This is a genomic window from bacterium (assembly GCA_023135785.1).
GTDB lineage: Bacteria > CAIJMQ01 > CAIJMQ01 > CAIJMQ01 > CAIJMQ01 > CAZNJA01.
In genome coordinates this window covers 1-12772 of record JAGLSL010000081.1, presented here as the reverse complement: position 1 = coordinate 12772, position 12772 = coordinate 1, and the positions used below count along the sequence as shown (strand labels likewise).

The following is a 12772-nucleotide window of genomic DNA, read 5'->3' as shown; positions in this document are numbered from 1 at the left end:
CTTTGGGAAAACTTTTTGAAATTTCGAATATATCCATTGCAGTATTGAATGCAAGTTTATAAACATCTAAATCCCTAACACTACTTATCCTTTTAGTTTTACTTTTTTGATTATTAGTTTTTTCGTTTATCATTTATCTTTTGCGTCCTTCGTCCATCTTCCGTCATCTCTCGTATCTTTTAGTCGGTTTTTGCGTCTATCGTGCATCGTCCTTCGTAATCTTCTCTTCAATTCGTTTGTTACATCTGTAAGTTTTATATTTTCTTCACTGCCCGTTTTCATATCTTTCAATTTCACTGCGCCTTTTTTCATTTCGTCTTCGCCGATAACGATAACATAACTTGCTTTTAGTTTATCGGCTTTTCTAAACTGCGATTTTAAACTGCCGTTTCTATAATCCATATCCGCAGATATCTTTAAAGATCGTATTTCCTGTAATAGTTTAAAAGCTGTTTTAAAACATTCATCGCTAATGGGAATTACAAAAACATCCAATCCGTCCGAAAGAGATGGTATTTTTCCCTCATTTTTCAGAACCGAAATCAAACGCTCCATACCGCCGGCAAAACCGCACGCTGAAACTGACGGACCGCCGAATTCTTTTATAAGATTATTATACCGTCCGCCTCCGATTACAGTTGACTGCGCTCCCAAACCCGAATAAACAAATTCAAAAGTCGTGCGGGTGTAATAATCCAGCCCTCTTACAAGATGAGGGCTTATTATATAACTTACTTCTAAAAGTTTAAGCAATTCTTCGGTTTCGTTTAAATATTTTTTGCAATCATCACAGACAGACCCGGCAAAAGGCGGTATTTTCTTCAATTGTTTTTTGCAATCTTCGTTTTTGCAATCAAGCATTCTTAACGGATTGGTTTTATATCTTTTTTGGCAATCATCACAAAGCTTAGAAGTGGATTCCCTAAGTGTAGAAACAATCAGTTTTTCATATGCAGGTCTGCAATCGGAACAACCCACACTGCCCAATAAAAGTTCGGCATTATCCAACCCTAAACTTTTTAATATAAAATAACCTAAATAAATAATTTCCGTGTCTATGGCAGGACTGGACGCGCCCAATACTTCCACGCCGAACTGATGAAACTGACGCTCTCTGCCCGCCTGCGGTCTTTCATATCTAAAGAAAGGCCCTTTGTAATAGAGTTTTAAAATCTCATCTTTTTGATAAAGTTGGTTTTGTATATACGCCCTTACAACAGGCGCCGTGCCTTCGGGTCTAAGTGTTAAGCTCCTACCTTTTTTGTCAGGGAAAGTATACATTTCTTTATTTACGATATCTGTTGAGGCGCCGATACTTCTTACGAAAAGCTCCGTCATCTCAAAAATAGGAGTTCTTATTTCCTGATAGCCAAATCGCGCAAATATATCGGATATTTTCCCTTCCACATAACGCCAGATTCGGCTGTCTTCGGGAAGAATATCCTTGGTTCCTCTTAGTGATTGGTATTTCATACCCATAATATTCAAATACAGTTAACAAAAGTTAACACAGGTTAACATAAGTTATCAAAGGTTGCTTTTTAATCTTTTACTGCAACTGTTATTAACCCTTGATAACCTTGCCTCGCCATTTATTTAATGGCGGGCGTTTTTAACCATTATTAACCAAAATCCTATCCTGTTATTTCATTCCTCAAACAACGAAGCCACAAAAACATTCGGGTCAAACACTTCAAAGTTTTCCAGATTTTCTCCTGTACCTACAAACTTAATAGGAACCTTCATTTCCTGTTCTATTGCCACTATTATACCGCCTTTTGCAGTTCCGTCTAATTTGGTAAGAACAATACCTGTAACACCGAGTGAATCTGTAAAAACTTTTGCCTGCGAAAGCGCGTTCTGTCCGGTAGTTGCATCCAAAACAAGAAGAACTTCCTTTAATGCGCCCGGCAGACGATTCTCTATCACTCTTTTTATCTTTTTCAAGCTCTCCATAAGACTTTTATCGACATGCGACCTGCCTGCGGTATCAATAAGTAAAAAATCCGCGCCTCTTGCTTGTGCCGCCTCTATTGCATCGTAGCAGACAGCCGCAGGGTCAGCGCCATGACTATGCTTTATTATATCTATATCTATTTTTTTACTGAAAACACCGAGCTGTTCAATAGCCGCAGCTCTAAAAGTATCACCTGCAGCCAAAATAACCTTCTTCCCTTCATTTTTCAATTTATAAGCAAGCTTGCCGGTAGTAAGCGTTTTACCTACCCCGTTTACACCGAGAACAAGAATAACCGAAGGAGGTGTATCACAAACATTTAAATTCCTTGGTATTTTAAGAAGGTTGTTAAAAATCTCTTTTTCTAAATTTTTCAGTATCTCATCTTTGTTAATCGTTCTTTTCGTATCTTTCTTTAAATTTTCCAAAACTTCGCAGGATAACCTAACGCCCATATCTGATTCTATAAGAATCTGTTCCAGTTCACTCCATAAGTTTTCTGTTTCTACATTTTTCTTAAATAGATTGGAAATCTTTTCTAAAACGGAAGTTCTTGTTTTTAGAAGTCCGAAACGTGCCCCGTTAGACCCGTTTAGAGATTTTTTATCTCTAACAGGTTTAGAAGTAATACCCGATTTCACATCGGATGGACTTTCAATCGGATGGGTCTGTTTCTTTTTGAAAAACATTTTAAGGATTATTCCGCCGCCTGCGCAACAGTTTTATCGGAACCTTTAGCATCAGCGGGTTTAGCGACAGTTTCAGTTTTGTTTTTATCTGTATCATCTTTATCACGCCCAACGAATTTTACGGATATCATCTTGGAAATGCCGGGTTCTTCCATAGTTATGCCGTACAAGATTTTCGAAATAGACAAGGTCTTTTTGTTATGGGAAATTATTATAAACTGGGTATCTTTTGCCAAATCTTTTAAGAAATTAGTAAACCTGCCGATATTGGTTTCATCCAAAGGAGCATCTATCTCGTCAAGAACACAAAACGGGGAAGGTTTTACTTTAAAAAGCGCAAAAAGCAGGGCAATAGAAGTCAACGCTTTTTCTCCGCCAGACATCAAACTAATTGAAGAAAGTTTTTTGCCCGGAGGCGATACGACTATATCAATTCCCGCTTCCAGAATATCTTGTGAACCCACAAGTTTCAAATCAGCTTCTCCGCCCTGAAAAAGGTTTATAAAAACATCTCTAAATTCTTTCCTTACATTATCAAGTGTGGTTCTAAACAAACTGCGCGCAGTGGAATTTATTTGCGTTATTGTATCCCGCAGGGATTGTTCGGAATCAAGCAAATCTTTTTGCTGTGTAAGATAGAAACTGTATCTTTCGTTAAGCTCTTCTTCTTCCTCTATCGCGGCAAGGTTTACGTTGCCCATACCTGTAAGTTTATCTTTTAAATCTTCAACTCTTTCTTTGATATGCTCTTTTGCCGTTTCGGTTTCAGGAGGAGTAAAATCGTCTAACGATATCGTATGGTTGGAAGAAATATTTTCCTTCAAATCCTTAATTTCGGTTTCAATTTTTGTCTTTTCTATTTCCAAAGATTGCAAAACGTTTCTTCTTTCTTCCAGTTGCGAACCTTTTTCCTTTATGAATTGTTCTTTGTCTTTGCTTTGTTCGCCGATAACAGTCCGCTTGGTTTTTAGTTCTTCCAAATTCTGTTTTAAAGATTCTATCTGCTGTTTCTGCTCTATTAGTTTCGCCTTGCTGTCTTCCGTTTCTTTCTTTAAAAGCTCCATTCTCTTGTTGGCTTCTTCGGCTTCAACGCTTAGATTTGGAATTCTTTCAAGCAACATTTTCTTTCTGTCTTCTAAATTTTTAAGCATATCTTCGGCGTTCTTAAGGGATTGCCTCAAATTGAACAGTTTTATTCTTTTCTCTTCCGAAATTTCCTTTGTTTTTGTCTCTTCTTCGCTTAAGGATTCAACAGATTTTTTAATGGAACTGATAGTTAAGTTATGCTCGGTTGTCTTTGTTTGTATAGCTTCTAATTCTTCTTGGGTTTCTTTATGTTTTTCTTCCGCCAGTTCCTTTTCCTTATCAAGATTTTTCTCTTCGTCTATTAAGAACTTGTCTCTTTTTTGAAGTTCACTTAGTTTTTCTACAATAGAACCAGTTTCGTTTTCCAACTTTGCCTTGTTTTCGTTCTTCTTAGCTAAATCCCTTCTTTGTTCTTGTAAATCCTGTTCTATTTTTTTAATTTTATTGCCTTCTTCAGTTTTCTTTTGTTCGACCGCTTTTAATTTTTCTTCCAAGACGGATACTTCCTTTTGCATCTTGCCTATTCTCTCTTTTCTGCCGAGCAACGCATGCATTTGGTTTCTGGAACCGCCCTGTATAAAACCGCCGGGATGTAATAACTCCCCGTCGCGGGTTACTATCTTATATTCTTCACTTAAAGAGGAATATAACTTGAGCGCTTCATCCCAATTCTTGGCAATAACCACTTTATCCAGGAGATAATTAAATATGCCCGCGTATTCCTGCGGGAATTTTATTTTATCTATGGCAAATTCATATTTAGAATCACCGTTTGCCCTGCTTCTTGTTATATTTGCCACAGGGAAGAAAGTGGCTCTGCCTCTTTCTTTGTCCTTTAGCATCCCTATAAGTTTTGAAACAGCGTTATGATCTTTTACTATCAAACCCTGAACATTATCCATCAACGCCACTTCAATCGCTTTTTGGAACTCTTCGGACACTTGCAATGTATTAAAAATCAAGCCGTAAGCGTGAGATTTTTCTTCCGATTCCATAATAAATTTAACCGAACTCTGCATCCCTTCGTCTTTGGAATGCATTTCTTCTAACGCGGAAAGATGGGTTCTTTTCGCCTGCAGTTCGGATTTAACGTTAATCATATCGTCTTCTACTCTTTTTAACGCTTCCTCCATTTTTATTAAACTCTTCTCAAACGATTTAATCCTTGTTTCTACTTCCTCTGCCTCTTTTTTGCTGTTTTCTAACTCTTGCTTTTTAGTATTAAGTTCTGTTTCTAAAGACAGTTTAAGAACAACCATACCCTCTTTTTCTTCTGCTAATTTCTTTAACCTGATTTCCAGATTATGCGCATTGATTTTTGAATTTTCCAAAGCGTTTTTAAGACGCGCCTGTTCAGATAATAATTCTATCAGTTGCGAATTCTTCTCTTCCAGTTCTTTTTCGTTTGTTCTTTCCCTGTTGGATATTTCGGCAATCTTTCCGGAAACTTCCTCGGCTTCTATGCTTAACGCTTCTTCTTCTTTTTTCGCCAACTCAATAGTTTTTAAATGAGATTTTATCTGCTCTGAAATAGCGGAAAATTCTTCGTTTAATTTTGTTTTAACAACACCCTCTTCCGCCAACTTAAGAGTTAAATTTTTAATTCTTTCCTCATTGACAATAATCGTGGAATTGCCTCTTTCTATTTCGGCAAATAGCCGAAGCTGTTCTTCCCTTTTTTCTTCAAGTTCGGTTTCCAGCTTCGTTAATCCGTCCTGCAGATTTTTAAAAGTTTCTTCCTCGTTTTTGAAAACAACATCTATATCGTTTTTCTCTTTCCCGAAATTTTCTATTGATTTATCTATCCTGCTTTTTTCTTCCTGAAAACCTTTATATTGGTAAAAAGCGTCCGCTACCTGAAGGCTTTTGAGTTCATCATTTAAGCCCCGATAGCGTTTAGCTTTATATACCTGCCTTTTCAATACATTGCTCTGGCGTTCCAGCTCGGCAATAATATCCTGAACTCTAAGTAAGTTTTGTTTGGTAAGGTCTAATTTTCTTAATGCTTCGTTTTTTCTCTTGCTGTATTTGGTTATACCTGCGGCTTCCTCAAATATATGTCTGCGTTCTTCGGGTTTAGCGTTAAGTATCATGTCTATCTGGTCCTGGCTTATTACCGAATATGCATTCACACCAAGACCCGTATCCATAAAAACTTCCGTAATATCTTTTAATCGGCAGGGAGCCTTATTAATAAAATATTCGCTTTCACCCGAACGGAAAATTTTGCGCGTAATAGTGATTTCAGAAAAAGTAAGTTCTACTTTGTCACTGCCGCCTAAAGAAGGCGGAGCATAATGGCTAGGGTTGGAGAAAGTAAGCGAAACTTCTGCCATACCAAGTGGCTGGCGCGTTTGACTGCCGTTAAAAATAAGCTGTTCTGTTAGACCCGCGCGAAGAGAATGGGCATTCTGTTCGCCAAGAGCCCAGCGAATAGCATCAACGACATTACTTTTTCCGCAACCATTGGGACCAACTATTGCGGTAATACCGGGCTCAAATTCAAATTTGGTTTCATCGGGAAATGACTTAAATCCGAAAATCTTTAAACTTTTAAGTTCCATTGAGCAATATTATATTTAAAAAGCGTTGGTTTATTTTATCAAAGACATCGGGGAAATACTACGGCAAAAGTAGAATTTTGGATTTTCAGACTGCAGATTTTCCCCTTGTCATTCCTGTGAAAACAGGAATCCAACTCAATCTGTCATTCCTGCAAGTAGTAAGCAGGAATCCATTCTTGTAAGCTGTCATTCCTGTGAAAGTTTACCCGCCAATCTTTTAGGAGGGCAGGAATCCAATGATGTCCTTCTTTTTCGCAGGGGTACCCCCCCTTCCTGTCATTCCTGCCTTTTTTGTCATTGCGAGTCCGAATATAATGAGGGCGCGGCAATCTTCTCCTGTCATTCCCGCCTTTCTCCTTGTCATTCCTGCGGAAGCAGGAATCCAATTCAATCTGTCATTCCTGCGGAAGCAGGAATCCAATGATGTCCTTCTTTTTCGCGTCCGTCGTATTTTTTAATGGGCGCTGTCCCTATTTTTAAAATAATACTTGCCGTCAGACGCTTCTAACTTCAGTCCGTGACAAAATGTCACGACCTCGCTACTTTCCTTTTTCAGCCGCTGTTTTAATTTTCTCCAATAAGCTCCCGCATCAACGCTATCAGTTAAAGCCTCGCACACATCAACAACCGAAAACCACCATTCGTTATTATGAATGGTTTTCCGAATTTTTCTACCTTTTTTTAATAGGCGCTATCCCTATTTTTACCCTCGCTGGCGAGTGGGATAACATTCACATCTCTTTAAGAATTTGTCGAATTTTTTCCAAGAAACAGGACCAATACGAGTCATTTAAGAATGAGAGGAGAGTTGAAAACTTGCTCGGATAGGTTCTTGAAATTGACCTAGATAAGCAGGGGGTGAAAAAGTCTCTTTGATCTTAGACCAACCGAGTTCTAACAAAATTTCATTTAAATCGGCTTTCGCTTCTTCAAAAAATAAGGCCATAGCTTCCTGAAAATTTTTTGTTGCTTCCTCCCGAGTTTTCCCCTGTGTAGATAAATCAAGTACAGGTGAATAAGCTATAATTTCCTTAACACCTTGGATGAATATTAAAGGTACTCTACCCTCTATCCGAACTAATCGTTTTTTCACTCTACATATCCCCTTTTTGTGGTTTTGTGTTAATTGATAGTTGAGCGTTGAATTGTATATAACAAAATTTACATTGTCAAAAGGCAGGCATCTGGAATCTAGCTTGCCCGCCTTCTTTGTCATTGCGACCCCTGAACCCTACGTGGTTCAGGGGTGAAGCAATCTCTATAACTTAAATGTCAAGATTTGACCCTCTGTTTAGAAGACAAAAAAAGGGGCAGGAAATTAGGGGGAAGAGCTGTGTCCCTAATTTTTAAATACTGTATTTTATACAAGACTATTTTCTAAAGTTACACATGAACTTCTACATCTATATCATCAATACACGTTTGTGACCGTGAATGATTCGAAGCTGTATGCCACTCTCCATCTCGAATAGACACATCTGTTAGTTCACTAACAAAAATACATCTCCAATTATCCGAAGAACCTTGAATTATCTGGCGACTACTACTCTCCCCTGCGAATTGATAAAATAAACATTTCTCTAGTCCCTCTTTTATTCCCAATGCATGTGGACACATTTCTCGATGATAGCCATCATAAGTGGCAACAATCTGTTGTTTGTTCAAAATTGCTTGCTTTAATAAATCATAAATATTCATAAAGCCCTCCTCTCGGTTTTAGCTATTATATGTCAAAGGTTATTTCTCAAAATACGTTATGCTTGCCCCTTTTTTTGTCTCTCTGGTTAAATCTTTTCTCTTGGGTAAAAAGATTTTATATTGATCTGTTTATCTCACCCTTCTAATGGTATGATGACAACCTGCTGGTATTGCATTATGACCTCCTTTGGTTTATTCTATCATACCAAAAGAGTTACATAATTAGTGAGCATAAACAACCGTCCCTATTTTAAAGGGTGTTTATTTTTTAAATCTCTTATGAATCCTTACAATCTCCTTTTCAATCTTTTTTAAATAATAAGGTGCATCGCTAATAAGTAAATCCTTGTTTTTCCATAAAAACCACCATGCTATTAACAATAGAATAATAAAAGATAAAATTTTTAAGAGAAGACTTGGAATAAGAAATGAAATAATTACACACAAAAATATAGAAATTGGAATAAAATATATGTAAAGTTGTTTTGCAACGTGTTCTTTTTTTCCTTTAAATTTTTTCATATCATAAATCTTCTTTTCAAAGTGAAGTTGAAAATAATACCAAAATAACAAAGCAAATAAATGCAGGAGCCATAGAATGACAACCCCAAAAGGGATTACAATTTTAGTTTGGTTGCCTAAATTTCCACTCCAAATGAATAGAGCTCCGACTATACTATTTATTACAGCATGAAGAAAAACAATGTTAAATTCCACTCCCCATAGAGAAAAGGATTTAACAGGATATAGCAATATTCGCTCATAAAAGTCTTTGATATCTTTCTCTGCGATTTCCCCCCGTATCTTATTAGCTAATGTTGCCCAATATGCATGCCACCATCTATACTGAATTAATATGCCAAAAATCACAAAGCCAATAATCCACAGAGAAAATAGTCCTATCCTATCTAATCCTTGAATATTACAAAGATTTTCACAATTCTTAAGAACTAGACCACCTATTACTGCAACTAATGTTGCATAGAAACCAATTATTACATCGCGCTTGTTATCAGTAGCACGCATATTTTCATATGCCTGCTCAAAATCTTTTATTAGAAAGTTTTCACTCATTTTAACTGTAATGTGTTACCTGTCCCCTTGTTACTTTTGCAAGAAAGTAGGAGGAATGCCTGTCCGTCTTTGGCGGGTTTACCTCGCCTTCGGCGTGCAAGATCTGCCCCCTATTTCAGCTAATAACTTTATTAAAGATAAGTTATCCTTTTTTATCGACTTTATAATCTGCTTCGCCTTCTTTAATACCTTTACGTGCAATTATATATGCCCAGGCTGGAACTTGCGGAGACCCTCTATTTAGTTTATCTCTTTGTTCAGATAAATCCTTCAATCTACTTGTGAGCACTTGCTCTGATTCTTCTTCCCAACAATCAATTGTCCAGAAAATACGTGCTCGGCTTTGAAAAGCGTCATAGTTATTCCCTGAATTTAAATGAACATTTGCTTTTTCGTTTGGGTTTAAAAAGGTAGCCAATGCTGTGAGTGCAACAACTATAATTGATAAAATTCCTGCAATAATATTATGGTTATCAAACTGTCCTAATGCTGAAGCACTAGCAATTGTGGCTAAAATCGCCGTTGGGATTCCTACCCATAAGTGAAAATTTGCCCAAAACTGAGCAGCAGCAAAATGCCCCTTAGCTGTACAAAGTGCACTTTCTTCAATTCTCTTTGCTTCTTTAATAACCGCTTTTTGGGTAGTAGATACTACTGTTTCTTGAATAGTATTTTTTTTGTCAACCATAATGTTTTTTTACCCATATGCTGGGAAATAGTTTCCAAATATTTTTACCCACATATTTATAGCATCTTCAATACAGTAACGTCTTGCATAATCTTCTGCTTTTACTGCCCTATCATAAGCTAATTGGAATTTTGCAACAGCTTCCTGTATTTTTTCTTGAGTATTAATATAACTTCCTATATCTCTACCATATCCAGCAGGGTCGAAATTATTTTGACTAATTAGGAGTCTACCTTTGTCAAAAAAGTATCTCGTTCCAGAAGAGAAGTCAGATATTGTTACATTATCTAAAATTTGCAGTGCTAATACTTCAAGGTGAAATGAACTAAAATAACTATTGATATTTTTATTCCATCCTTTAATCATCTTAACTAAGGGTATTAAGTTTCCATTATGAATTGAATTTGCATTAGTCATAATCTCAACATGTTTCTTGGGATCCGTGGAAATCCAATTTTGCCTTATTGAGTTCGGGATTAAAAATCCTCCGCCTTGCCTATGAAAACCAGGTACTACATCCACTACGAAGTCGGTAAAACGTATAGTTACCGCTTGACCATTTCTACTAATATCGGGAGTCTCCGTATATGTTTTCCTCAAGGTTCTTTTTACTAAGTCAAGCAACCCAGCTTGACCACCGTTTTGTCCGTTATATTGATAATAATACTTATTATATAACACAACAAAAATATCAACATCCGCTTCTTTTAATGGTGCAATCATCGTATTACGTGAATATGACCCAGTCAAAAAAGAATCCAAAACCTTTAATCCTGATTCAATAACATTTCTTACACTTGTCTGCCGTGTTGAAACAGTGGATTTTTGCAATTCTGTTATTTCCAGACTCTCTTTTAACTTTTGAAATGCCGATGGTATTGTTGTTGCCATAACTTTTTCAATTAGTTCTCTTTTTGCATTAGAAATTCATACTCTTGTTCATATTTGTTTGATTATCTATCATCTCTTAATGTGTTACAACTTAGGTAAAAGAGTAGAATAATCGATAGATTTTCGTTGTTTATCCCATTTGCATACTTTCATCATTCTCTCTTTTTTAGAACCATAAATTAAAAGATCTTCTCTTTTTAGCACTTTTAATAGATACTCAAGGCTTCCTAGACCTGCTGATGATATCAAGAAAGATTCAACAGGATTAATTAACTGAGTATAACCCCAAAGTTGACCTAAGCCTGCTAAAGTTAAGGAGTTGTCTTTAACTTCTATAAAGGCAAGTTTTATTTCATTTGATTTTCTCAGTACGCCGACAATATCTACTCTTATTGCCAATCCAACTGCTTCTTTGAGTTGAATACCAATACTCTTCAGATAGGAATCTAAAGTTATTCTCGAGGTTTTGTGTGTAGTTGTAATAGCATATCTTTTATATCGTTCTTCTAAATACTTCTTAAACCATTCTTCTATAGCAGGATAAAGTAATTCTTCTCTTTTATTCATTTCACTCTTTTTCCCGTGGATAACCTAAAACTGCACAAATTTCTTTCCATGAATTAAAATGTTTCCCTCTTATTTCTGGAGGAATTTTATCGCTATTCTCCATTGGATGCGATGCTTTTGGTCTCTTCAGATTCTTGGTCTCCCAATAATATTTATGATGTATCAACTCGATATGCCCTATCATTCTGCTGAATTTCTCCTTCTGTGCTTCTGAGCGAGCACGGCTGATTTTTTGCATCAAACTCTTATCCCATTCATCCCGATTTTTATTAGCTAAGTTTTTAAGTACATCCATTTTGTGTGCTATTCTGAAACCAATTTTCTCGAATTCATCAGCAAATATTTTGATCTGATGTTCCCTAAACCAAGCATTTTGTCTTCCACTATTATATTCTTCAAGATTAGGGTCTCTCATATTAGGATGACCCCAATTAATATTATGTATAGGTACATCAAGGTCTAAAATTAAGTTTCCGATATCTATAACTAAAAACCAATTTACTGGTATTTCTATATACGCCCTTTGATTGTAAGAAAGCCCATAAGCTACATTACTACTCCTAATATGAGCAGTCACATCTGCAAGTCCAATCATAAATTCTTGTTTGGTGTCTGATGACGAATTGAATATTTCCTCTGGAATCCTAAAATCTTTGCATGAAGTTAACCCTTGAAAATGTTGATGAATTTCTCTAATTAAGAAGTCTTCATTATTTTTAGAAAATTTCAGGACGGTTTTACTTTCAATTTGCGTTGAAATGATTCTTGCACCTATAAGTGGTTCTAGGCTATTCCTTATGTCATCCAAGCTTGCTTTTACAGAAAGTTTTGTATCCATACCCTCAATTGTCAAACTTTGGTGAGGAATTTCAATAATAATATTTGTCTGATTATTATCTCTAATTATGGTGCCCTTGCCAGTTATCATTCCAAGTAAATATGCTAATTCTGGATTGTTCACTATTTCTCCTTTGGAATATCTGACTTCTTGAAGATTAAAATATATTCATGCACTTTATTAACAACGAAAGAATACGGATAGCCAAGAGGGCGCATATTGTTATATTCTTTTTGTCGATCCCAAATAATGATATCTTTAAGCGTAAAACCGATTTCTTCCATTTTTCTGGTTAGATCCGAATGAAACTGATAAAAATTAGGACCTTTTCTGATATCCATAACAACAACTATGCAATATCGATTAGGTTTTGTAACATAATAAACTTCTCTAAATACTTCCTGCAAAGATAATAAAAACTCTTCATAATCAGTAATATTGCCAAAATCTTTTTGAGAGTTACTGTAATTCCGTATTTCTTTTCTGTCCGCTGTTCTCTTGCGATTCAAGATATCCCAATATGGTGGAGAGGTAATTGTTAAGTCTATTGAATTGGGTTTTAGGTATTTTTTAATATTTAATGCTGAATCGGGATATATTTTATATAAGGGTTTTTCAAACATAGTTTTATAGGTGACATCTAATCTTTTCTTAGCCATTTCACAGTATTTTTTACTTATATCAAACCCAATGCTTTGTCTCTCCATTATTTGCGAAGCT

At 36.1% G+C, this 12772-nt stretch carries 12 protein-coding genes; all 12 read right to left on the bottom strand.

Features of this window, described 5'->3' with window-relative positions:
- Positions 1 to 129: 129 nt before the first annotated feature.
- Positions 130 to 1473, bottom strand: a complete 1344-nt coding sequence (locus KAS42_05960) for a histidine--tRNA ligase (GenBank protein MCK4905762.1) — start codon at positions 1471 to 1473, stop codon at positions 130 to 132.
- 174 nt (positions 1474 to 1647) lie between these two features.
- Positions 1648 to 2646 (bottom strand): signal recognition particle-docking protein FtsY, encoded by a 999-nt coding sequence (gene ftsY, locus KAS42_05955; protein MCK4905761.1) that lies wholly within the window; start codon positions 2644 to 2646, stop codon positions 1648 to 1650.
- A gap of 8 nt (positions 2647 to 2654) precedes the next feature.
- Positions 2655 to 6296: a chromosome segregation protein SMC gene (smc, locus tag KAS42_05950; GenBank protein MCK4905760.1), complete on the bottom strand. Its 3642-nt coding sequence runs from the start codon at positions 6294 to 6296 to the stop codon at positions 2655 to 2657.
- Positions 6297 to 6750: 454 nt separating this feature from the next.
- Positions 6751 to 6963: a hypothetical protein gene (locus KAS42_05945; protein MCK4905759.1), complete on the bottom strand. Its 213-nt coding sequence runs from the start codon at positions 6961 to 6963 to the stop codon at positions 6751 to 6753.
- Positions 6964 to 7086: 123 nt separating this feature from the next.
- A complete protein-coding gene (locus tag KAS42_05940) occupies positions 7087 to 7389 on the bottom strand; it encodes a hypothetical protein (protein MCK4905758.1) in 303 nt (100 codons plus the stop codon).
- 290 nt (positions 7390 to 7679) lie between these two features.
- Positions 7680 to 7994, bottom strand: coding sequence for a hypothetical protein (locus KAS42_05935; protein MCK4905757.1), 315 nt, complete (start codon positions 7992 to 7994; stop codon positions 7680 to 7682).
- Positions 7995 to 8255: 261 nt separating this feature from the next.
- The gene (locus KAS42_05930; protein ID MCK4905756.1) at positions 8256 to 9068 is read right to left on the bottom strand and encodes a hypothetical protein; all 813 of its coding nucleotides are present in this window, start codon (positions 9066 to 9068) and stop codon (positions 8256 to 8258) included.
- A 142-nt stretch (positions 9069 to 9210) separates the two neighbouring features.
- Positions 9211 to 9756 (bottom strand): SLATT domain-containing protein, encoded by a 546-nt coding sequence (locus KAS42_05925; GenBank protein MCK4905755.1) that lies wholly within the window; start codon positions 9754 to 9756, stop codon positions 9211 to 9213.
- A 9-nt stretch (positions 9757 to 9765) separates the two neighbouring features.
- Entirely contained in the window at positions 9766 to 10647 is an 882-nt protein-coding gene (locus KAS42_05920) for a nucleotidyltransferase (protein MCK4905754.1), read from the bottom strand.
- A gap of 84 nt (positions 10648 to 10731) precedes the next feature.
- Complete coding sequence (locus KAS42_05915) at positions 10732 to 11214, bottom strand: hypothetical protein (protein ID MCK4905753.1); 483 nt, start codon at positions 11212 to 11214, stop codon at positions 10732 to 10734.
- A 1-nt stretch (position 11215) separates the two neighbouring features.
- Complete coding sequence (locus tag KAS42_05910; protein ID MCK4905752.1) at positions 11216 to 12175, bottom strand: hypothetical protein; 960 nt, start codon at positions 12173 to 12175, stop codon at positions 11216 to 11218.
- Positions 12175 to 12772, bottom strand: a 598-nt coding sequence (locus KAS42_05905) for a DNA methyltransferase (GenBank protein MCK4905751.1), incomplete at its 5' end; no start/stop codon positions are given. The genes KAS42_05910 and KAS42_05905, both read right to left, overlap by 1 nt.

Coding starts and splice junctions, on each gene's coding strand:
- KAS42_05960 (MCK4905762.1), bottom strand. CDS start 1,473: ATGAAATACCAATCACTAAGAGGAACCAAGGATATTCTTCCCGAAGAC.
- ftsY (MCK4905761.1), bottom strand. CDS start 2,646: ATGTTTTTCAAAAAGAAACAGACCCATCCGATTGAAAGTCCATCCGAT.
- smc (MCK4905760.1), bottom strand. CDS start 6,296: ATGGAACTTAAAAGTTTAAAGATTTTCGGATTTAAGTCATTTCCCGAT.
- KAS42_05935 (MCK4905757.1), bottom strand. CDS start 7,994: ATGAATATTTATGATTTATTAAAGCAAGCAATTTTGAACAAACAACAG.
- KAS42_05930 (MCK4905756.1), bottom strand. CDS start 9,068: ATGAGTGAAAACTTTCTAATAAAAGATTTTGAGCAGGCATATGAAAAT.
- KAS42_05925 (MCK4905755.1), bottom strand. CDS start 9,756: ATGGTTGACAAAAAAAATACTATTCAAGAAACAGTAGTATCTACTACC.
- KAS42_05920 (MCK4905754.1), bottom strand. CDS start 10,647: ATGGCAACAACAATACCATCGGCATTTCAAAAGTTAAAAGAGAGTCTG.
- KAS42_05915 (MCK4905753.1), bottom strand. CDS start 11,214: ATGAATAAAAGAGAAGAATTACTTTATCCTGCTATAGAAGAATGGTTT.